At 67.2% G+C, this 20731-nt stretch carries 17 protein-coding genes; 6 read left to right on the forward strand and 11 right to left on the reverse strand.

Annotated features, from left to right (window positions below; translation table 11 throughout):
- Positions 1 to 9 precede the first annotated feature (9 nt).
- From ABC728_RS22185 to ABC728_RS22205, 5 genes are all read right to left on the reverse strand, one after another.
- Complete coding sequence (locus tag ABC728_RS22185; protein WP_416621380.1) at positions 10 to 1497, reverse strand: hypothetical protein; 1488 nt, start codon at positions 1495 to 1497, stop codon at positions 10 to 12.
- Positions 1494 to 2276: an enoyl-CoA hydratase-related protein gene (locus ABC728_RS22190; RefSeq protein ID WP_416621381.1), complete on the reverse strand. Its 783-nt coding sequence runs from the start codon at positions 2274 to 2276 to the stop codon at positions 1494 to 1496. The genes ABC728_RS22185 and ABC728_RS22190 overlap by 4 nt, the downstream gene beginning before the upstream one ends.
- Positions 2276 to 4381: an acetate--CoA ligase family protein gene (locus ABC728_RS22195; RefSeq protein WP_416621382.1), complete on the reverse strand. Its 2106-nt coding sequence runs from the start codon at positions 4379 to 4381 to the stop codon at positions 2276 to 2278. Before ABC728_RS22195 ends, ABC728_RS22190 begins: the two co-directional genes overlap by 1 nt.
- Positions 4378 to 5505, reverse strand: coding sequence for a nitronate monooxygenase (locus ABC728_RS22200; protein ID WP_416621383.1), 1128 nt, complete (start codon positions 5503 to 5505; stop codon positions 4378 to 4380). The genes ABC728_RS22195 and ABC728_RS22200 overlap by 4 nt, the downstream gene beginning before the upstream one ends.
- 96 nt (positions 5506 to 5601) lie before the next feature.
- Positions 5602 to 8031, reverse strand: a complete 2430-nt coding sequence (locus tag ABC728_RS22205; protein ID WP_416621384.1) for a TonB-dependent receptor — start codon at positions 8029 to 8031, stop codon at positions 5602 to 5604.
- Positions 8032 to 8279: 248 nt separating this feature from the next.
- Here ABC728_RS22205 and ABC728_RS22210 point away from each other — a divergent pair, with 248 nt between their 5' ends.
- Positions 8280 to 9395, forward strand: coding sequence for an NADH:flavin oxidoreductase (locus ABC728_RS22210; protein ID WP_416621385.1), 1116 nt, complete (start codon positions 8280 to 8282; stop codon positions 9393 to 9395).
- On the opposite strand, the gene ABC728_RS22215 is transcribed toward ABC728_RS22210, so the two are convergent.
- Genes ABC728_RS22215 through ABC728_RS22240 form a run of 6 tightly spaced genes read right to left on the reverse strand, consistent with a single transcriptional unit; the run spans position 9362 to position 14160 of the window.
- Positions 9362 to 10222, reverse strand: coding sequence for an alpha/beta fold hydrolase (locus ABC728_RS22215; protein WP_416621386.1), 861 nt, complete (start codon positions 10220 to 10222; stop codon positions 9362 to 9364). The genes ABC728_RS22210 and ABC728_RS22215 overlap by 34 nt on opposite strands.
- A gap of 4 nt (positions 10223 to 10226) precedes the next feature.
- The gene (locus ABC728_RS22220) at positions 10227 to 10730 is read right to left on the reverse strand and encodes a VOC family protein (RefSeq protein ID WP_416621387.1); all 504 of its coding nucleotides are present in this window, start codon (positions 10728 to 10730) and stop codon (positions 10227 to 10229) included.
- A 37-nt stretch (positions 10731 to 10767) separates the two neighbouring features.
- A complete protein-coding gene (locus ABC728_RS22225; protein ID WP_416621388.1) occupies positions 10768 to 11169 on the reverse strand; it encodes a MaoC family dehydratase in 402 nt (133 codons plus the stop codon).
- Entirely contained in the window at positions 11166 to 11615 is a 450-nt protein-coding gene (locus tag ABC728_RS22230; RefSeq protein ID WP_416621389.1) for a hypothetical protein, read from the reverse strand. Before ABC728_RS22230 ends, ABC728_RS22225 begins: the two co-directional genes overlap by 4 nt.
- A complete protein-coding gene (locus ABC728_RS22235) occupies positions 11612 to 12421 on the reverse strand; it encodes an SDR family NAD(P)-dependent oxidoreductase (RefSeq protein WP_416621390.1) in 810 nt (269 codons plus the stop codon). Before ABC728_RS22235 ends, ABC728_RS22230 begins: the two co-directional genes overlap by 4 nt.
- Before the next feature lie 17 nt (positions 12422 to 12438).
- The gene (locus ABC728_RS22240; RefSeq protein ID WP_416621391.1) at positions 12439 to 14160 is read right to left on the reverse strand and encodes a class I adenylate-forming enzyme family protein; all 1722 of its coding nucleotides are present in this window, start codon (positions 14158 to 14160) and stop codon (positions 12439 to 12441) included.
- Between the two features lie 116 nt (positions 14161 to 14276).
- Here ABC728_RS22240 and ABC728_RS22245 point away from each other — a divergent pair, with 116 nt between their 5' ends.
- The 5 genes from ABC728_RS22245 to ABC728_RS22265 all read left to right on the forward strand — a co-directional run bounded on the left by ABC728_RS22245 (position 14277) and on the right by ABC728_RS22265 (position 20623).
- Positions 14277 to 15479: an acetyl-CoA C-acetyltransferase gene (locus ABC728_RS22245; RefSeq protein ID WP_445376504.1), complete on the forward strand. Its 1203-nt coding sequence runs from the start codon at positions 14277 to 14279 to the stop codon at positions 15477 to 15479.
- A gap of 4 nt (positions 15480 to 15483) precedes the next feature.
- Positions 15484 to 17649, forward strand: coding sequence for a 3-hydroxyacyl-CoA dehydrogenase NAD-binding domain-containing protein (locus ABC728_RS22250; protein ID WP_416621392.1), 2166 nt, complete (start codon positions 15484 to 15486; stop codon positions 17647 to 17649).
- Complete coding sequence (locus ABC728_RS22255) at positions 17637 to 18794, forward strand: acyl-CoA dehydrogenase family protein (protein ID WP_416621393.1); 1158 nt, start codon at positions 17637 to 17639, stop codon at positions 18792 to 18794. The genes ABC728_RS22250 and ABC728_RS22255 overlap by 13 nt, the downstream gene beginning before the upstream one ends.
- 53 nt (positions 18795 to 18847) lie before the next feature.
- A complete protein-coding gene (locus tag ABC728_RS22260; RefSeq protein WP_416621394.1) occupies positions 18848 to 20011 on the forward strand; it encodes an acyl-CoA dehydrogenase family protein in 1164 nt (387 codons plus the stop codon).
- 294 nt (positions 20012 to 20305) lie between these two features.
- Positions 20306 to 20623, forward strand: a complete 318-nt coding sequence (locus ABC728_RS22265; protein WP_416621395.1) for a 2Fe-2S iron-sulfur cluster-binding protein — start codon at positions 20306 to 20308, stop codon at positions 20621 to 20623.
- Positions 20624 to 20731: the final 108 nt, after the last annotated feature.

A 20731-nucleotide genomic window follows, 5' to 3' on the forward strand; every position in this document is an offset into this window, starting at 1 on the left:
GGTCCGGGGTCATTCCCGTACCCAGCGGCAGCGGCCATCGCCCAGGGCAAGGCTTCGGCCCCTGCCGCCGACAGGACCCGGACCGTCAGGTGTGGACAGCCAGGACAGGGTTTCCCCGTCATCACCCGGCACGGCGGCCAGGAAACGGGCGCCTTCCGGTGTGCGGGCCACGATGGTGGCCCCGCGCGGCGTACCCTCCCGTCCATAGGGCATGACGAAGCTTTCCAGCACGCCCGGCCCCTCATACATCTCCAGCAGGTCCGGTGCCGGGCCGCGCAACGCATCGGCATCGGCCTGGACATCGTATTCCTGCGGAAAGGGGTTGGCGGCCGGCGGGCGGCTGGACAAGGCAATGGCGTGGTTGTGGGTGGCATAGCCGCCATTGGCCACGATCAGCCCCGTACCGGCGCCGGCCCGCAACCTTTCCACCATGGCGGCGGCGGCATGGGTCATGCAATTGCCGATGGGACCGCCGCCGAAGGTCAGGCCGCCATAGACGCTGTGCGGCCGGTCCACCGGCCAGCCCAGGCGGCGGCGGGCCATCTTGGGCACGCAGGGAAAGCAGCTGTAAAGCTCCACATGGTCCAGAATCCCCATCACCAGACCGTTGGCGGCCAGGGTGCCGTCGATGGTGGCGTTCAGGCTGGCCGATGCCGTGAAGCCGTCGCGCCGCAGGAAATCTGCCGGCTCATGCGCGGCCGCACCGGCGCCCACAAAGATCAGGCGATGTTCGGGCACGCGCAGTTCACGGGCCATGGCCAGGCTGGTGACGATCAGGGCGGCTCCCTGGTTCACCGCGCTGTTGGCGACCATCAGCTTGGTATAAGGAAAGCTGATCATGCGGTTGGCGGGGCCTTCGGCCAGTATGCCGGCTGGATCCACGGGCTGATGCAACCAGGCGTTCGGGTTGGCCGCCGCCACCTTTGACATGCCGGACCAGATCAGGGCCGTTTCGGCCTGCGCCTCCGCCAGGGTCTGTCCCCAGGCGGCGCGCGTCGCATTCTCGTAAAGCGGATAGACATCGGCCGGCGTAACCAGGCCATAGCGGCGGGCCAGGGGTGTGGCCCCGGCCTCCGCCGCGGCGGCCAGGGCGTTGGCCATGGCACCGCCGCCATCCCGCCGCGCAGCCGTGCGCAGGGCCTCGCCCCCCGTGATGGCGGCGATACGCACCTCGCCCCGGCCGATGGCGTTGGCGGCGCGGTTCAACAGTTCGACTGGCCCATGGCCACTTGCGTCCCCGGTCAGATGCAGGTGGCCGGGCCGGGCGGGCAGGCGGTCGGCCAGAGCCGCGTCGATGGCCGGGTCGGGGAAGGATATCTGGTTTACCACCCCCAGCCAGTCCAGCCGGCCCAGCAGCGCCACCCCGGCATCCTGCTCGGCTGCGGCCAGGGCTGCCAGCATCAGCCCGGCGGAATCCAGTCCCGGCTCCTCCGGTCCCGGCCGGTCATTGACCTGGCCGACACCGATGATGACGGGCACCAGAGCCGCCCGCGTCATGTCCGCCACTCCGGCTGGCGTTTCTCGATGAAGGCGCCGGCCCCCTCCTTCACATCGGGACCGGACAGGACGATGCCGTTCGCATCATCCTGCAGGGCCAGCAACTCAGCCTCTCCCTGGTCCGCGGCGGCGCGGACGACACGCAGGCTCTGCCGCACGGCCAGCGGCGACATGGAGGCCACCAGTTCGGCCAGGCGCAGGGCCTCGTCCAGCACCTCTGCGGGGGTGGGGACCAGACGGTTGACGATACCCAGCGCATGGGCACGTGGGGCCGGCAGCGGCTGGCCCGTCACCAGCATCTCGATCGCCAGCGGGCGGGGCAGGTAGCGGGCGACGCGGAAGGAGCCGCCGGCCCCGGCAATCAGCCCACGCTTCACCTCTGGCAGCACGAGTGCGGCCGTTTCCGCGGCCACGATCAGGTCACAGGTCAGTATCATCTCCGTGCCGCCGCCATGGGACGGTCCCTGCAGGGCCGCGATCCAGGGTTTGGACCGCCGTGCCTGTACAAAGCCCGCGAAGCCGGTTTCCGGCCGGGCCAGCGACATGCCCCGGCCGGCCGCGACCTCTGCCAGATCGGCCCCGGCGCAGAAGATCGGACCCTCGGCCCGCAGGATGGCAACGCGGATGGCGTTGTCGGCCTCGATCTCCTGCACGAAGCCTTCGATTGTTTCCGCCATCGCAGCACTGATGGCGTTGCGCGCCGCCGGGCGGTTCAGGGTGACGATGGCGACATGGCCCCGGCGTTCCAAGGTCACGGGGGCGGGTGTCTGTTCGGTCATCACGTCTCCTTCCGCCAGACGATGAGCCCGTCCAGCGCCTCTATTTCCGCGCCCGCCACACGCAACGGGTTCACTTCCAGTTCGGCCAGCCCGCCACCCAGCGACAGGGCGGCATCGCCGATATCGACGATCACCTGGGCAAGCCGGTCGATGTCGGCCGGCGCCGTGCCCCGGAACCCGTCCAGCAGACGCGCCCCGCGCAGGCCGCGCAGCAGGCCGGCGGCCTGGGTCCTTGTCACGGGCAGGGGGGCGATGGCCAGATCGGCCAGCACCTCCACCAGCACGCCGCCGAAGCCGACGGCGATCACCGGCCCCCAGGTCGGATCGCGGCGGACGCCGATCAGCAGTTCCAGCCCGCCGCCACCCCGCATGGGGGCGATGGACACGCCCTCCAGGCGGGCGCCGGGCCGCGCGCGGATCACGTCGGCCATGATGGCCTCAAAGACCGCTCCGGCTTGCGCTGCCTGCACGTTCAGGCGGACGCCGCCCACCTCCGTCTTGTGGGCGATGTCGGGGGAGACGATCTTCAAGGCCAGCGGCCCGCCGATATCACCGGCATGCCGCATCGCCTCGCCGGCGCTGCGTGCCAGGCGTTGCGGCACCACGGGCACGCCCCGACCCTCCAGGAACGTCAGAACGGCCTGTTCGGTGTCCAGGGGCGGCGGCTGGTCCAGCTTGTCCTGCACCAGGGTCGGCGCCACGCCGGTTTCGTCCACCCGCGCCGACCAGCGGATGGCGTTGCCCGCCGCACGCAGGAAGGCGTCGATGCCCGTCATGACATGCGGCAGCCGATGCTCGGCGATGGATTGGCGGGCATAATCATTCAGCGACTTGCCACAGGTGGAAACGACGACGCTCGGCGTCTCGATGGCGGCGGCGGCGCGCCCGATGGCGGTCAGGGCCGGCGGCAGGCTTTGTCCTTCCGCCGTCGGCACGGCGATGCCGACACCCAGCAGCCCGATGCCCGGCGCACCCGCTGCCAGCGGAATGACACGGCCGAACAGGTCGGGGTCACGCATGGCGGCCCCCGTCACGTCCAGCGGATTAAGCGTCGACCCCAGGTCGGACAGCACGCCGCGCAGGGCAGCGACGGTGCCGGGGTCGTTGGGTGGCAGCCGCACGCCATGCGCCTCCGCCGCATCGGCGACCAGGGTGCAGGCCCCGCCGGAAATGGAAAGGAAACCCAGCCCGTCGGCCGACAGGCGGCCCGTGGCGGCCAGTAGCCCGGCGGTGTTGATCAGATCCTCCGTCGAAGCGACGCGGATCACGCCCAGACGGTCGCAGACGGCATCGAAAACCGCGTCATCGCCGACCAGTGAACCGGTATGGGCCTGCGCCACCTGCGTTGCCAACTGGCTGCGGCCGATCTTCAGCACGACGATGGGCTTGGCCTTCGTCCGGGCCCGTTCGGCGGCCCGGACGAAGGCGGCCGGATTGCGGATGGTCTCGGCGAAGACGGCAATGGCCCTGGTGCTTTCATGATCGACCAGGTAATCGATGATTTCGGCCAGACTGACCTGCGCCTCGTTGCCGGTGGCGGCCACGAAGCTGGTCCCGATATTCTGACCATGCGCATATTCGGCCAGTTCGGCCGCGGTCGCCCCGCTTTGCGACAGGATGGCGATGGACGGGGGCAGGAAGGGCTTCACGACCGGGATCACGGACACCGGGATGCCGGCTTCGACATTGTTGTAGCCGAGCGAATTGGGTCCCCAAAGGGTGACGCCGAGCGCCTCGGCCTGGGCGACCAGCGCGTCCTGCCGGCGGCGTCCCTCTTCTCCTACCTCCGCATAGCCGGATGTCAGGATGGTGGCATAACGGATGCCCGCCGCCGCTGCATCGGCCAGGGCATCGGGCACGGCATCGATGGGTACGAAGATGAAGGCGACATCAACCGGCGCGCCGATGTCCCGGCAGGAGCGGTAGCCCTTGACGCCGAACGTGTCGACACCGGTCCGGTTGACGGCATGCAGCGCGCCCTGATACCCGAAATCCTTGAAGTTGCGCAGGATCAGGATCGTCCAGATCGATTTCTCCGACGCCCCGACCAGCGCCACGGAACGCGGCGCCAGCAGCGGGCTCAGTGGGTGGGCCTGCATGCTCATCGGTCGTCCTCCACGAATGCCATCATGCGGCCCACGGCGTCGGCGAAATCCTCCTTGAATTCCTGCACGACAGCGGTGGCGGAGCGGACGTTTTCCACCAGCCCGACGCCCTGTCCGACGAAATAGGTGACCAGGTCGCGGGCCGGTGCCTCCGGCCGCTCCGCCGCCTTGTCGATCAGTTCGAAGGTGGGGATGGAGATCATGGCCATCAGCGGCATGGGCAGGGCACCGGGGCTGCCGGTGCTGTCCCAGGCCGCATGCCAGCCGGACCGTAACTGCCGCGACGGCTTGCCCGTGCGGGTGCGTGAACGCACCGTATCGCGGGAGGTGGCGGCCACCATCTTCTCGCGGAACACCTCGCTGGTCTCCGCCTCCGTGGTGGCCAGCCAGACGGAACCGGTCCAGGCGCCGGCGGCACCCATGGCCATGCACCCGGCCATTTGCGCGCCCGTCATGATGCCGCCGGCCGCCAGCACGGGGACGGGCCGGATGGGGGCGATGGCACGGATCACCTCCGGCACCAGGACCAGGGTCGATACCTCGCCGCAATGGCCGCCGGCCTCGCCGCCCTGCGCGATGATGATGTCAACGCCGGCCTGGACCTGCCGGATGGCATGTTCCTTGGCCCCCACCAGCGCGCCGACGGGAACGCCATGCGCCCTGGCCCGCGACAGCATGGAAGGCGGGGCGATGCCCAGCGCGTTGACGATCAGCCGGATCGGATGGCGGAACGCCACATCCATCAGCGCTTCACCCACCTCCGGCAGGGTGGCAGGCAATTGCCGGGTGACGACATCCCCTGGCCCGGCATTGATGCCGTGGCGTTGAAGCAGGTCCACCGTGAAATCGACATGCTTGGGGGGGATCTGCCCCATCAGCCTGTCCATGTTCAGTTCGCCACCCAACGTCTGGTGTTCCGGGATCAGGATGTCGATGCCATAGGGCTTGCCATCGACATGTTCGTCGATCCAGCGCAGTTCGGTTTCCAGGCTTTCCGGCGTGAAGCTACTGCCGCCCAGCACGCCGAAGCCGCCGGCCCGGCTGACCGCCGCGACCACGTCGCGGCAATGGCTGAAGGCGAATAGCGGGAAATCCACGCCGATCAGGTCCTTGATGCTGTTCATATGCCACTCCGCTGGCCGGGAGGGGGCGGCCCCCTTGCCCGGCATTTCGGGTCACCCTTGCCCCCGGAACGGGTCGGCCCGTTCCGGGGGGCGCTATCAGAAGGTGTAGCCGACCTGCACCATCACCTGACGGCCGCGCGTCGGGATGGCCATCACCTGCGACGGCGTGCCGGCCGTGGTGGGCGCACCGGGCTTTTCCTGCAAATAGCCGTAGAACTCGTTTGTCAGGTTGCGGCCGATCAGCGAGATTTCCCACGAACGGTCGAAATCCAGCCGTGCCGCCGCGTCCAGCACCCAATAGCCCTTCAGGACGCCGCCGGGATTGTGATTGTCGGTGCCATTGATCTTGCTGGTGTAGCGGGCATTGCCCGACAGGCCCAGGTCCCAGAGATCGGCCACCGGCACGGTGTAGTTGAAGCCGCCATTCAACGACCAGTCCGCCGCGCGCGTCAGCGGCCGGCCGGCCATTTCCTGGCCATAGCTATCGTCGGCGGTGCCTGTGATCCCGTCGGGCCCGGCGCTCAAGGACACGTTGCAGCCCATGGCGAAGGTCTGCCCGCCATAGCAACTGCTGATATAGTCCTTGTAGCGGCTGCGGTTATAGGCGACGGAGCCGTAGATAGAGAAATCCGGCGTGATGCGGAAATTCGCATCCAGTTCAAAGCCTTTGGAGCGGGCGCTGGCGGCATTGGCGACCGTGAAGGATGCCAGCGCCGCATTGAAGGCGTTCACCTGCAAATTGCTGTAGAGATAGGAATAGGCCGCTGTGGTCAGCGTCAGGCGCCGGTCCAGAAGCTGGGCCTTCACGCCCACTTCCTGGCCTTTCACCTTTTCCGCCTCGAAGTTGAAGTCGTCGGCCGTGACTGAGGCCGGGGTCAGCACGGCCGAAAGGCCGAGACCACCGGATTTGTAGCCGGTCTTGTAGGCGATGTAGGTCGTGACCTCCGACGTGGGACGCCAGCTCAGCGTCGCCTCGGGGGAATAGTTGCTGTCGCGGAAATTGTCGGTCAGGACAGAGGTGGGGGGCAGGAAGACCGTGCCCGACAGGGCCGGCTGGACATAGGAATTGTAGAGGTAGGAATCCTTGGTCTCGCGCGTGTAGCGCACGCCGCCGGCCAGTTCCACGGTGTCCGTCACGTCCCAGATCAATTGTCCGAACACGGAATAGGCCTTGCCCTTCGTGCCGCTGGGCTTTTCCCAGGTATGGTACTTGCCCGTCGCCGGGTCGGCCGGCAGCAGCAGGATGCGGCTGTTATTCTCGAAATAAAGATCGGTATCGCCGTAATAGGCGCCCAGCAGGAAGTTCACCGGCCCGTCGAAGGAGGACAGCAGCCGGAACTCCTGGCTGAAACTGTCGAAATCCTCCCGTTCCGATGCTCCGATGATGTAGTAGGAGGTGGCATCGAAACTGTCGCTGTAGCGCGACCGTGTGCTGAAGAACCCCGTGACCGAGGTCAGGGCCAGATTCTCCATCGTGTAATTTGCCGACAGGGAGGCCAGGTAGACCTTCACGTCACTATAGGGCTGCTGTTTGGCATAGGGCCAGTTGTCGGCCACACCATCCGCCAGCCCGGCCGAGGAATAATATTTGTCCAGCTTGCATTCGCCATAGGGATCAACCATCCCCGACACGCCCCCGGCGGGCCGGGCGCCGCAATAGAACAATTGCTGGCCGGCCGCCGGGCCGTCATCGCTGTAATCGCTGGCCGACAGTTTCAGCGTCGCGTCAAAATTGCTGTTCTCCGGCTTCCAGGTCAGGGTCAGGCGGCCCAGCACCTCCTCGTCACCGGGACGGCGCACACCGGGGACGGACGTGGGCACGGGCCCGCCGATATTGCGCAGCCAGCCGTCCATGTTGCGATAGCGCACGGCCAGCCGCGCACCGACGGTGTCGCTGAGCGGGCCTGCGATGGCGCCTTCGGTGATGATCTCGTCGGCCACCGTCTCATACCCGACACGGGCATAGCCCGTAACCGTGTCGGTCGGCCCGGCAGAGGTGATGGAGATGACGCCGGCCGGGCTGTTCTTGCCGAAGAACAGGGCCTGCGGACCTTTCAGCACCTCGATGCTTTCCACATCGAACAGGCCCTGGGTGATGGCCCGCCCACGGGACGTCTGGACCCCGTCGATATTCAGGGAAACGGTCTGCTCGAACCCGGCCTGGCCGGGGGACGTGCCGATGCCGCGCAGGGTGATGGTGGCCCCGCCGCCGCTGGACACGCGGTCCATCGACAGGCCCGGGGAATAGTTGGCGATGCTGCGGATGTCGGTGACACCGAAATTCTGCAAGGTTTCGTCGCTGATCGCCGACACGGCGACGGGTACGGAAATCAGCGTTTCCGCCCGGCGGCGGGCCGTGACGATGATTTCCCCCAGGAAATCCTGTCTGGCCGTGTCGGCCTGCCCGCCCTGGTCGGAAGCCTGCGCATGGGCACCCGGCATCGGGGCCAGCGCCAGAATTGCCAGTGCGGCGCAGCCGGCGGCCAGATATCGCCGACGGATTCCGGGCCTGTTTCCAAAGATCATTGTTTCCTCCCGTTCATTAGGCCGAACAGCGCCGGCCGGAAGGGCGGGTGTCTGTTCGGAGCAGCGGGTAGATCCCGCCTTGCATCCATTCCTGTCTGGCTGAAAGCGTCAGGGGGCGAACCTATCCGTGGAGGGGGTATGCCCCCTGACGGCCGGGCGGTTCAGGTCTTTCCTATCCGCCGGAAGGCGACGACGGGGCGCCGGGAACCACAGGATGGCGCCCATGTCCGTCAGCAGGAGTTTCCCCGATGAACATGCCCGTTTCCGTCGCCCCCCTGTTCCGGCCGTTCCGGGCGGGCGGCCTGGACCTGCCCAACCGTATCGTCATGGCGCCGATGACGCGCTGGCGTGCGCCCGGCCAGTATCCAGGGGCCGACATCGCCGCCTATTACCGCCGCCGCGCGCAGGATGGGGTGGGCCTGATCATCACCGAGGGGACGACCATCGATCATCCCGTCGCCTCGCATTCGGAACGGACGCCGGCATTCCACGGCCGCGCGCTGGAAGGCTGGCAGCATGTCGTGACGGCGGTCAAGGCGGCGGGCGGGCGGATCGTGCCCCAGCTTTGGCATGTCGGCGCCATGCGCCCGCCTTCCTATGATGCGCCCAACCGCGACCTGCCTGTTTCCAGCCCCTCCGGGATCGCCAAGCCCGGCGGACGCCCTATCGCCGACCCGATGACGGTAGCGGGGATCACGGCTGTCATCGATGCCTTCGTGCGGGCGGCCCTGGATGCCAGGCGGCTGGGATTCGACGGGATCGAAATCCACGGTGCCCATGGCTATATTGTGGACCAGTTCCTGTGGGATGCCCTGAACCGGCGTACGGATGCCTATGGCGGCGGCCTTGACGGGCGCAACCGTTTCGCCGTGGAACTCGTCACCGCCGTGCGGGTCGCCATCGGGCCGGATTTTCCGCTGATCCTGCGCCTGTCGCAATGGAAACAGCAGGATTATGCGGCGCGGCTGGCCACGTCACCCGACGAACTGGCGGCCATCGTGCAGCCGCTGGCGGCGGCCGGGGTGGATGTCTTCCATTGTTCCCAGCGCCGCTGGTGGGAGCCGGAATTTCCCGGATCACCCCTCAACCTGGCCGGCTGGGTCAAGCGTCTGACGGGCCGGCCCGTGATCAGCGTCGGCAGCGTCGGGCTGGGGACGCCGATGTCGGTGACCGAACATGGGGCTGACGCTTCGGTCGCCTTCGACCCGGCGCCGCTGGCGGACGCGCTGACACGCGGGGATTTCGACCTGATCGCCGTGGGCCGTGCCTTGCTGGCCGACCCGCAATGGTGCGGCAAGGTGCGGGCCGGCCGGTTCGACGATCTGGTCCCCTATGGCCGTGACGTGCTGGACAGGCTGGAATGAAGGGCTTTCAGGTTTTCCAGCAGGGGCAGGGCGAACAGGTCGTTCTGGTCGCTGGTGAACATGTGGCCCACGCCCCTGGCCAGCCTTACCTGCAATTGAGGGGTCAGCCGGTGGAAGGCGGCCACCCCCGCGTCGGTCATGATTTCGCTATGTTCGGCCCGGACCAGCAGCACGGGGCAGCGCAGCCGGGCCGCCGCCCGTTCCATGAGGGACCGTTCGGCCGGCGGGTTGATGAAGGCGGGATTGGCCATGCGCGGGTCCCATTGCCAGTAAAGGCGCCCATCGTCTCCCCGCCGCATGACACGCGCCAGCGTGGCCGGATCGGCTGGGCGCTTGCGGCCGGGCAGGCCGGCCAGGGCATCGGCCGCGGCCTGCAGGTCGGGATAGCCGTCCGTGCTGGCCTGCATGAAGCGGCTGATGGGCGCCACGCCGGCCGGGTCCACCTGTGGGATCACATCGGCCAGCAGCAGCATCGCCGCATGGTCCGGCAGGTCCGCTGCCGCCACCAGGGCCACCTGACCGCCGCGCGACGCGCCGGCCAGAACCGTGGGCCGGCCCAGATGACGCAGGACGCAGCGCAGATCCCCCGCCATGCTGTCCAGGTCATAGCGCCCGTCCGGCGCCCATTCGCTGTCGCCATGGCCGCGCATGTCGATGCTGATCCCATGGTATCCGGCCTCGGCCACCCGGCGGGCGGCCCCGCGCCAGGACCGGCGGCTTTGTCCGCCGCCATGCAGGAACAGGACGGGCGGGGCGTGCGGATCGCCGACGGCGTCCGCCACCAGCCGGACCCCCTCGCCGGGCAGGAATATCGTGCGGAACACCATGGGATCAGCCGTTTGTGTTGGCCGGGGTGGAAGCCGGATACCACCGCCCGTCGCCACGGCTCTCATAAGGGGCGGCCACCTCGATCAGCACGCCATGCGCGCTTTTCGGGCCGACCCAGCCCCATTCCTGCCATGTCATGTCCGGGTCGCGGTTGGTCGTCCCGTCGCCCAGCACCTGCATGCCTTCCGCCCGCAGCCGCGCCAGGCTGCCCGGAACGTCGGTGGTGGTGAAGCACAGATGATGCACATGTTCTCCCTTGGCGGCCAGCCGGTCGCCAAGGGGTGTGCCGGGTGCCGGCTGGATGAGCTGGATTTCCGTCGAATGGTTGGCGACGAAGGTCGCCCAGCGCATGTCCTGGTCGGCACCACTGGAAAAGCCGTCGTAACGCACGACCGGTTCCTTCAGGGCATCGGGGTCGAGCACGCGCAGAAGGGTGGTCCAGTCCGCGATGGCCTGGTCCAGGTCGCGGACCAGAAGGCAGACATGGGCGAAGGGGCCGCTGGGCATGGGGGTTCCTCAGATTTCCGGTGTATCGGGCTTGCTGTCAGGGGGGCGGCAGGATCACGGCCCGGCCCTGGATGATGGGGCGGTCGCCGTCGGCGGTCAGCCAGACGTCGCAGATGGCCTGCCGCCCGTCGGTCTCCACGACCCGCCCACCGGCTGTCAGCCGGTCACCGTCATAGGCATTGTCGACGAAGCGGCTTTCCAGCGACGCGATCCGCGCACCGGGAAAGGCGCCCGCCAGCATGTTGATGATATAGGCCAGGTTGGCCGGCCCCTGGTTGATGACCCGGTCGCCCAACCCCCTGGCCCTGACGAAATCGGGGTCCAGATGGATGGGGTTCGGGTCGCGCAGATACAGCGCCCAGTCACACATGGTCCGGGCGCTGACGGTGACGGTGAAGGCGGGCAATTCGCTGCCCACGGTGGGTGGGGGCATGGTCATGACAGCAGCTCCCGGCGCGGCAGCACCCAGACATTGGTGGCTTCCAGCACGACCGTGCCATCGGGGCCGTGCAGGCGAAGGCGATATTCCAGCATGTCCATCAGGCCCAGCTTGCGGCTGGGCTTGCGGGTCAGGCCGATGATCTCCCCCGTGACGCGGTAGGCCACGCCCGTGCGCAGCGCATCCTGGAAATCGACCCGCGAACTGGCCATCATCGGCCCCTGTTCGATATCGAAATCGCACAGGGCGCAAAGGCCGGCGACGGTCTGGCCCATGGCCACCTGGGTCGCGATGTAATAATAGGCCGGATGGGCCGTGCCATCGGTGGCCGGCTCCACGCCCGTGGACCGGCACAGGGCCGCGTTTTCAGCCTTGTCGATGACATAGGTGCCGTCACCGTCCAGCCTGTGGCCGGCAACGGGCGGGGCGGGGGGATAGGTCATCATGAACCTCCGTATGAACCTCCGTGGCTGGCGGGTCGGGCCTGACCGCTGCCGGCGCCGCTGGCGATCATCAGGCAGTTGGAAAGCCCGCCATCGACGGGCAGGTCGATGCCGGTGATCTGCCCCGCATGGGGCCCCAGCAGGAACAGGATGGCGTTGGCCACGTCGGTGGCCGTGCCCAGCTTGCGTAGGGGGATGCCGGCTTCACGCTGCGCCCGCCGCTGCGGGTCGGCATAGCCGGCGGCCGTCATGGGCGTCAGGGTCGGACCGGGCGACACGCAATTGCAGCGGATGCCGTCCGGCCCCCATTCGACCGATAATTGCCGCACCAGCATCAGCAGGGCCGCCTTGGCCGGGGCATAGGCGCCCAGCGCGGGCGTGGGCTGCGTGGCGGAAATGGAACCGGTGGCGACCATGGCACCCCGGCTTGCCTTCAGATGGGGATGGGCGGTGCGGGCCAGCAGCCAGACGGCCCGTGTATTGACGGCGAACAGCCGGTCGTAATCCTCTGTGCCCATGTCGGTCAGGCCGCCGCCGGCGATCATGCCGGCATTGGCGACCAGCCCGTCAATGCCGCCCATATGGGCCAGGGCGGTGACCATGATGCGATCCGCGCTGTCCGCGGCCGCGACATCGATGGCCAGCGTGGCGGCAGCCGGGCCGATTTCATCGGCCAGCGCCGCCAGCCCGTCCCTGTCGCGATCCACCAGCAGGAAACGATGGTCGCCGCGGATCAGGTCCTGATCCAGAAGCCGTTCGGCGGTGGCGCGGCCGATGCCGTTGGCCGCGCCCGTGATGATGACACGCATGGTTCCGGTCCCCGCCGTCAGTCGTTCAGGTCCAATTCGCGCATCAGCGCGGTGCGCAGCTTGAATTTCTGGATCTTGGAAGCCGACATGGGCCATTGCGGCACGAACTCGCCGATGAAGCGGATGTGGCGCGGCACCTTGAAGCCCGCCAGTTGCTGGCGGACGAAGCCCGTCAGCTCTTCCGCGGTGACCGTGCTGTCGGGTGTCCGCTCGATGAAGGCGGCGGGTATCTCGACCAGCCTCGCATCGGGCAGGCCCACCACCTGGGCAAGCTGCACCGCAGGGTGACGGGCCAGCACGGCCTCTATCTCCGCCGCGGCCACGTTCTCGCCGCCGACCTTTAGCATCTCCTTGAACCGGCCATGGAACATCACATGCCCATGGTCGTCCAGCGACCCGATGTCGCCGGAATGATACCAGCCGTCCGCGTCCAGAACCTGCGCCGTCTTGTCCGGGTCCTTGTAATAGCCATCGAACAGGCTGTAGCCGCGCACCAGGATTTCGCCATGCCGTCCCTCCGGCAGGTCCTGACCGGTTTCGGCATCTGTGATGCGGATTTCCACGCCGGGCAGGGCGAAGCCCAGCCGCTGGAAACCCAGTTCCGGTTCCATGGAGAACCCGCCGGTGGAGGCGATGCCGCTGGTCTCCGTCATGCCATAGGTGCCGCACTGCAGGGCGTTCGGCATCTTCCGCCGGTAAACGGCCCCCACCGCCTCCGGCATCATCACGAAACAGCTATTCATCAGCCGGACGCAGGACATGTCCGTATCCTCGAAGTCGGGATGCGCGATCATGGCCTGATGGAAGGTGACGAAGGGCAGGAAGACCATGGTCGGCCTTTCCTCCCGGATCTGACGCAGGCTGGCCCCGGCCTCGAAATGCGGCAGCCCGATGAAGGTGCCCGTGGCATCGATGGCCAGCAGCAGACCCGACAGGGCGGCGATGTGGAACAGGGGCAGCGGCGACCACATGCGGTCCCGGCCGGTGAAGCCCCAGCGATAGCGGCCCAGGTTCGCCGCCTCTCGCACGATGGCCTCGTGGCTCAGCAGGCAGCCCTTCGGATTGGCAGACGTGCCGGACGTGTAAAGGATCATGCAGGTGTCGCGCACCCGCACGCAGAGCCTGGCATGATGGATCGTCCGTTCCGCCACGCCGTCGATTCCGGCCTCAAACCGGGCCGCATCGATGAAGCCGGGAACCGGTCCCGTCTTTCCCGTCAGCACGATGCGCCGCAGATGCGGCGTGTCGGGCAGTGACAGGGCGGCGGCATCCACAGCATCCGCCAGCCCCGGAAAGGCTTCGCGCAGCCGGGCCGTGAAATCCACCTGCTCGGGCGTGTCCGCCGTGGTCAGGATGGTCGTCAGATCAGCATTGGCGGCGACATAGGCCAGTTCGGCCGGCCGGTAGCGGGCGTTCATCAGCACACTGACCCCGCCGCACAGGGCCACGGCGAAAAGGTCGGTCACCAGATCGATGCCCGACGGATAGAGAAGCCCCACATGCTGACGCGGGCGCACGCCCAGCGCCCACAGACCGCGTGCCCGCCGCATGACCCGCCCCGCCAACGCGGCATAGGTCAGCCGCGCATCTGGAAATACCAGGGCTTCCTTGTCCGGTGCCCGGTCGCATGCGCCCAGCAGCAGGTCGCCCAGCGTTGTCGCCGACACCCGCATCAGGGCCAGATCCTCACCCGTCCGTTCCACTGCCGTTCCACTCCCTTGCACGACATTCTTGATCATGGCGTGACGATGCCGGGCCGGAACGCGGTTTCCACCTGTCCATCGATAGGTGTCCGGGTGGGGGTGGCATGGGAAGACGGGGCATCTTCCCATTTCCGAATTGTGGACCGATCACGATGGAAGCTTTCATCTATGATCATGTGCGCACGCCGCGCGGCCGGGGACGGCCCGACGGGTCGCTGCACGAGATCACGGCCGTCGAGTTGCTGACCCAGATCCTGCGGAGCCTGCGCGACCGCAACGGCCTGGACACAGGCCTTCTGGACGATGTCGTCATCGGCTGTGCCCAGCCGGTCGGTGAACAGGGCGGCGTCATCGCCCGTGCCGCCGTTCTGAACGCCGGTTATGCCCAGACGGTGGCCGGGCAGCAGATCCACCGCTTCTGTGCGTCGGGCCTGGAAGCCGTGAACAATGTCGCGGCCCAGGTGATGTCCGGCATGAGCCAGGCCGGCATCGGCGGCGGCGTGGAAAGCATGAGCCGGGTATTCATGGGTGCCGACAGCGGCGCCTGGAGCGCTGATCCGCGCGTCGCCTACCACAATTACTTCATCCCGCAGGGCATCGGCGCCGACATGATCGCGACGCTGGACGGTTTCAGCCGCACCCAGGTCGATGCCTATGCCCTGGAAAGCCAGCGGCGTGCCGCGCAGTCCTGGCGGGAGGGGCGCTTCACCCGCTCCATCATCCCCGTCACCGATGTGCTGGGAGAGGTGGTGCTGGACCGCGACGAATATCCGCGTCCCGACACGACGCTGGAGGGGCTGGGCGCCCTGAAGCCGGCCTTCACCGGCCTGGCGGCGCTGGGGTTCGACCAGGTGGCGCTGGCCCGCTATCCGCAGATCGAGGCCCTGGCCCATGTCCATACCGGCGGCAATTCATCGGGCATCGTGGATGGTTCGGGGGCCGTGCTGGTGGGCTCGGACGCCTTTGGGAAGAAGGCGGGGCTGACGCCCCGTGCGCGTATCCGCGGCTTCGCCTCCATCGGGTCGGAACCGTCGATCATGCTGACCGCGCCGGCCGCCGTCAGCGAAAAGGCGCTGAAGAATTGCGGCATGCAGAAGGGCGATATCGACCTGTTCGAATTGAACGAGGCGTTTGCCAGCGTCGTGCTGCGCTACATGCAGGTCATGGATATTCCGCATGACCGGATCAATGTCTGTGGTGGCGCCATCGCGCTGGGCCATCCGCTGGGGGCCACGGGCGCCATGATCCTGGGCACGGCGCTGGACGAGCTGGAGCGTCGCGGCCAGCAGACAGCCCTGGTCACCCTGTGCGCCGGCAACGGCCTGGGCACGGCTACCATCATCGAACGGGTGTGAAGCCATGAACATGCGTCATATTTCCATCGCAAAGGGTGCCGATGGCATCGCCGTCCTGTCGCTCGACAATGCTGATGAAAGCGTGAACCTCGTCTCTGCGTCCTGGCTGGCGGAGATGGAGCAGGCCATCGCCGACCTGACCGCCGATGCCGCCGTGACAGGGGTCATCCTGACATCCGCCAAAAAGGGTTTCATGGCCGGTGCGGACCTGAAGCTTCTGGTCGACGGGTTCGAGACCATGGACCGGCGTCAGGCCTATGCATTCAGCCAGCGGGCCACGGCCATGCACCGCGCCATCGAGAAAGGTGGCAAGCCCTGGGTCGCCGCCCTGAACGGGCTGGCGCTGGGCGGCGGGTTCGAACTGGCGCTGGCCTGCCATTACCGCATCCTGGTGGATGACAGGCGGGCCGTCGTCGGCCTGCCGGAGGTGAATGTGGGCCTGTTGCCGGGGTCCGGCGGCACGCAACGCCTGCTGCGCCTGGCTGGGGCGAGGGCGGCCGTGGACCTGTTGCTGTCGGGCCGGGCGGTCAAGCCGGACGAAGCACTGAGGCTGCGGATCGTGGACGAGGTGGTACCGGGCGCCGAACTGCTGGACGCGGCCCGGTCCTGGCTGCAATCGGGGCCCGACCCCGTGCGGGCTTGGGACCGCAAGGGGTATCAGGCGGCGGAGGCGCGGGGCGTGCTGGTGCCGGAAACGGCCGTCCTGTTCACGACGGCCACGGCCGGCGCGGCCAAGGCCGGGCGCAACCTGCCCGCACCCATCGCCATCCTGTCCTGCGTGTTCGAAGGCATGCAACTGCCCTTCGACCGTGCCTTGTCGGTGGAATCCAAATATTTCGCGCGCCTGCTGACCGATCCCGTGGCCCGTAACATCATCCGCACCAGTTTCCTGTCGAAACAGGCGGCGGAACGCGGCCTGCGCCGGCCGGCCGGCGTGCCGCCGTCGCGGGTGGCCAAGGTCGGCGTGCTGGGGGCCGGCATGATGGGGGCCGGCATCGCCCTCGTGTCGGCCCAGGCAGGGATCGACGTGGTGTTGATCGACCGCACGTCCGAACTGGCCGAAAAGGGCAGGGGCCATGCCGCCGGAGTGCTGGCGCGGGAGGTGGAGAAGGGACGGCGCACCGCCACCGATGCTGCTGCCATCCTGGCCCGCATCCACGCCACGACCGATTTCGCCGGCCTGGACGGTGTGGATCTGGTGGTGGAGGCCGTGTTCGAGGATACCGCCGTGAAGGCTGCGACGACGGCAAAGGCCGAAGCCGTGATCCCGGCCGGTGCGATCTTCGCCTCCAACACCTCCACCCTGCCCATCACGCAACTGGCCGAGGCATCGGCGCGGCCGGAGCAGTTCATCGGACTGCATTTCTTCTCGCCCGTCGAACGGATGGGGCTGGTGGAAGTGATCATGGGCCGGCGCACCAGCCCCGAAACGCTGGCCAGGGCGCTGGATTTCGTGGCGCAGTTGCGCAAGACGCCGATTGTCGTCAATGACAGCCGCGGCTTCTATACCAGCCGTGTCTTCCAGACCTTCATCCATGAAGGGGCGGCGATGCTGGCCGAGGGCGTGCCCCCGGCGGTGATCGAGAATGCAGCGCGTGCCGCCGGCATGCCCGTCGGACCGTTGGCCCTGCTGGACGAGGTCACGCTCGACCTGCCGCTGAAGATCGTGGACCAGACGATCGCGGAGGAAGGTGACCGCTATACCCCGCCGCCCGGCGTACCGGTCCTGCGCCACATGCGTGACGTGCTGGGGCGCGGCGGCCGCAAGGCAGGCGGCGGCTTCTATGAATATCCGGCCGGCGGGCGCAAGCATTTGTGGCCCGGTCTTGCCGGGCATTTCCCCGCCCGCAGCGACGTGGATGGGGCGCAGTTGACGCGCCGCTTCCTTTATATCCAGGCCATGGAAACGGCCCGCTGTCTGGAAGAAGGGGTGCTGATCACGCCACAGGATGCCGACCTTGGCGCCGTCTATGGCTGGGGCTTTCCGTTATGGACCGGTGGCACCCTGTCCTATATCGACACGGTCGGCATCGAGGTGTTCGTGGCGGAGGCGGACCGGCTGGCCCAGGCCCATGGCCCGCGCTATGCCCCGTCGGCCTGGCTGCGGCAACGGGCGGCCAGGGGCGAGGGGTTCTATCCGCCGGCGGGGGCAACGCCATGCGCCGCCTGATCTTCCTGCCCGAACATGACCAGTTCCGCGACAGCGCCCGGCGCTTTTTCCAGAAGGAGGTGGCCCCGCATGCGGAGCGCTGGCGCGCCCAGGGCCATGTGGACCGGGACATCTACCGCAAGGCCGGCGCGGCGGGTCTTCTGCTTACCTGGGCGGAGGAAGGGTTCGGCGGTTCCGGCATCACCGATTTCCGGTTCGAGCAGATCATCATCGAGGAGAACATCATCCATGGTGAGATCGGTTTCTACATCAACCTGCATTCCAACCTGGTTGCCCCCTATATCGATGCGTTGGGCACCCAGGAGCAGCGGCAGCGCCTGCTGCCCGCTTGTGTCAGCGGGGATCGCATCCTGGCCATCGCCATGACGGAACCGGGCGCCGGCTCCGATCTGGCCGGCATGCGCACCCGGGCGGAGGACAAGGGTGACCATTGGCTGCTGAACGGGGCGAAGACCTATATCTCCAACGGCATCCTGGCCGATCTGGTCATCGTTGCGGCCCGCACCGTACCGGACCGCAAGCATGGGTTGGGCCTGTTCATGGTGGAAGCCGGGATGGAAGGTTTCGCCCGCGGCCAGCGGTTGAAGAAGATGGGGCTGCATGCGCAGGACACCGCGGAACTGTTCTTCCACGACGTGAAGGTGCCCAAGGCCAATGTGCTGGGGGACGCGACGCAGGGCTTCTTCTACCTGACCCGTTTCCTGGCCAAGGAACGGATGGTGGCGGCCATCGGCTCGCTGGCGGCGGCGCAGGCGGCCTTCGACCTGACGCTGGACTATGTCAAGGAACGCCGCGCCTTCGGTCGGCCCATCGGTGCCTTTCAGAACAGCCGGTTCGTCCTGGCGGGTCTGAGGGCGGAAATCGACGCCATCCAGACCTTCATCGACCAGTGCGTGATGCTGCTGAACGACGGCGCCCTGGCGCCGGAGGAGGCGGCCGAATGTAAGCTGCTGGCGACGGAACTGGAAGGGCGGGTGGTTGATGCCTGCGTACAGCTCCACGGCGGCGCCGGCTATATGGAGGAATACCGGATCAGCCGGCTTTTCACCGATGCCCGCGTGTCGCGCATCTTCGCCGGGTCCAGCGAGATCATGAAGGAAATCATCGGCCGGGGCCTTGGCCTGGACGAACGCAAGATGGGGTAGGGCCATCGGCCACCTTTCCCCTTGAGACAATAAAATCCCCGAGGAGCTTTCACATGGATTTCAATCTTCCCGAGGAATACCGCGCCTTCCGCGATGGCGTGCGGCGCTGGGTCGATACCGAGGTGCCGAAAAGCTGGGCCCGCGACCTGGAGAAGGACGAGCATCATTATCCCTACGCGCTTTGGGACAAGTTCACGCAAGCCGGCTTCCACGGCGTGGGCATACCGGAGGCATTCGACGGCCAGGGCGGCGATGTGCTGATGCAGATGCTGTTGGCCCGCGAACTGGCCCGTTCGCTGGGCGGCCTGGCCTGGATCTGGGGCATCACCTCCTTCGCAGGGTCCAAGTCGATCGGTCTTTACGGCAGTGAGGCGCAGAAGAAGAAATATCTGCCCCTGATCGCCACCGGACAGTTGAAGGCGGCCATCGCCTTCACCGAACCTTCCGGCGGCACCGACCTGCTGGGCGGCATGCGCACCAGTGCGGAACGGGTGGAAGGCGGCTGGAAGCTGAACGGGGAGAAGATCTGGAGTTCGTCGGCCCATGTCGCCGACTATCTGCTGGTCATCGCGCGCACGGACAGGAACGTCACCAAGAAACACCAGGGGCTGACCCTTTTCTGGGTGCCGGCCAAGACGGAGGGCGTGACCATAACGCCGCTGGCCAAGCTGGGCATGCGGTCCATGGGGTCCTGCACGGTGCATTTCAACGATGCCTTCGTGGCGGATGAGAACGTGCTGGGGGAGCCCGACAAGGCCTGGTACATGCTGCTGCCGACACTGAACAACGAACGCATCATGGTCGGCGCCTTTTGCCTGGGCGTCATCGATGGCGTGCTGGAGGATGCGCTGGATTATGCCAGACAGCGTAATGCCTTCGGTCGTCCCATCGGCAGTTTCCAGGCCATACAGCATTATATCGCCGACGTGGCGACCATGCAGGTGACCACCGAACTGATGCTGCATTACTGCGCCTGGAAGCAGGCATCCGGACAGCCGGTGGGCAACGAGGCGAACATGCTGAAGCTGATCGCATCGGAGAATGCCAACAAGGCGGCCGACCTGGGCATCCAGATTCTGGGGGGCATGGGCTATTCGGCGGAAACCGACATGCAGCGCTATTGGCGCGACAGCCGCCTGTGGCGCATCGGACCCATCACGAACGAGATGGTGCGCAATGGACTGGCCGAAAGCCTCGGCCTGCCCCGATCCTTCTGACGGGGGACGGGCCATGGGACCGCTTCGCCTTCATTACGGGGGGGGGGGCGGGACGCGGCATCGGCCGCGCCATCACCCTGGGACGGGCCGGCACGCCCGACGATGCGGCCGGTGCCGTCTATCTCATCTGCCTGCCCGAAGCCGGTTACATCACCGGCCAGCTGATTACCTGTCGCGGCGGCTACACACTATGGAATGCCGTTCCGATAGGGGGTACCCTATCCTTGGATAGGGGCCGAACGACGTGGCGGAACATAGATTGACCCCATGTTCCCGCCCAAGCAGGGAAAGGCCATGCCCGAGATCATGATCGTGATGCGCAGTGGCGAAACCCGCCCCGTTGACGGGGCGGAGGGGCAGTCGGTGATGCTGGCTGCCCGCGATGCCGGGATCGATGAGCTTGAAGGGTTTTGCGGCGGATGCTGCGCCTGTGCAAGCTGCCATGTCTATGTCGATCCGGCCTTCGCCGGCCGCTTGCCGCCCATCGGAGCGGACGAGGATGAGTTGCTGGAGGGTTCCGGCCATCGCCGACCCCATTCCCGCCTGTCCTGCCAGTTGTCCATGACGGATGCCCTGGCCGGTCTGCGCCTGACCGTCGCGCCGGAAGGCTGACGGGCACCGCCATCTGAAGAGGAAGAGGGAGAAAAGGCACAGCGGACAGCACGAAACAAAAAGTTCACACCCCAACACAACAACAAAAACCGTGTGGCATTGGGAGGA

The sequence above is a fragment of the Niveispirillum fermenti genome (assembly GCF_052474395.1).

Excerpts from the sequence above, each read along its gene's own strand:
- ABC728_RS22185 (WP_416621380.1), bottom strand. The coding sequence starts at position 1,497 with ATGACGCGGGCGGCTCTGGTGCCCGTCATCATCGGTGTCGGCCAGGTC.
- ABC728_RS22190 (WP_416621381.1), bottom strand. The coding sequence starts at position 2,276 with ATGACCGAACAGACACCCGCCCCCGTGACCTTGGAACGCCGGGGCCAT.
- ABC728_RS22195 (WP_416621382.1), bottom strand. The coding sequence starts at position 4,381 with ATGAGCATGCAGGCCCACCCACTGAGCCCGCTGCTGGCGCCGCGTTCC.
- ABC728_RS22200 (WP_416621383.1), bottom strand. The coding sequence starts at position 5,505 with ATGAACAGCATCAAGGACCTGATCGGCGTGGATTTCCCGCTATTCGCC.
- ABC728_RS22205 (WP_416621384.1), bottom strand. The coding sequence starts at position 8,031 with ATGATCTTTGGAAACAGGCCCGGAATCCGTCGGCGATATCTGGCCGCC.
- ABC728_RS22210 (WP_416621385.1), top strand. The coding sequence starts at position 8,280 with ATGAACATGCCCGTTTCCGTCGCCCCCCTGTTCCGGCCGTTCCGGGCG.
- ABC728_RS22215 (WP_416621386.1), bottom strand. The coding sequence starts at position 10,222 with ATGGTGTTCCGCACGATATTCCTGCCCGGCGAGGGGGTCCGGCTGGTG.
- ABC728_RS22220 (WP_416621387.1), bottom strand. The coding sequence starts at position 10,730 with ATGCCCAGCGGCCCCTTCGCCCATGTCTGCCTTCTGGTCCGCGACCTG.
- ABC728_RS22225 (WP_416621388.1), bottom strand. The coding sequence starts at position 11,169 with ATGACCATGCCCCCACCCACCGTGGGCAGCGAATTGCCCGCCTTCACC.
- ABC728_RS22230 (WP_416621389.1), bottom strand. The coding sequence starts at position 11,615 with ATGATGACCTATCCCCCCGCCCCGCCCGTTGCCGGCCACAGGCTGGAC.
- ABC728_RS22235 (WP_416621390.1), bottom strand. The coding sequence starts at position 12,421 with ATGCGTGTCATCATCACGGGCGCGGCCAACGGCATCGGCCGCGCCACC.
- ABC728_RS22240 (WP_416621391.1), bottom strand. The coding sequence starts at position 14,160 with ATGATCAAGAATGTCGTGCAAGGGAGTGGAACGGCAGTGGAACGGACG.
- ABC728_RS22245 (WP_445376504.1), top strand. The coding sequence starts at position 14,277 with ATGGAAGCTTTCATCTATGATCATGTGCGCACGCCGCGCGGCCGGGGA.
- ABC728_RS22250 (WP_416621392.1), top strand. The coding sequence starts at position 15,484 with ATGAACATGCGTCATATTTCCATCGCAAAGGGTGCCGATGGCATCGCC.
- ABC728_RS22255 (WP_416621393.1), top strand. The coding sequence starts at position 17,637 with ATGCGCCGCCTGATCTTCCTGCCCGAACATGACCAGTTCCGCGACAGC.
- ABC728_RS22260 (WP_416621394.1), top strand. The coding sequence starts at position 18,848 with ATGGATTTCAATCTTCCCGAGGAATACCGCGCCTTCCGCGATGGCGTG.
- ABC728_RS22265 (WP_416621395.1), top strand. The coding sequence starts at position 20,306 with ATGCCCGAGATCATGATCGTGATGCGCAGTGGCGAAACCCGCCCCGTT.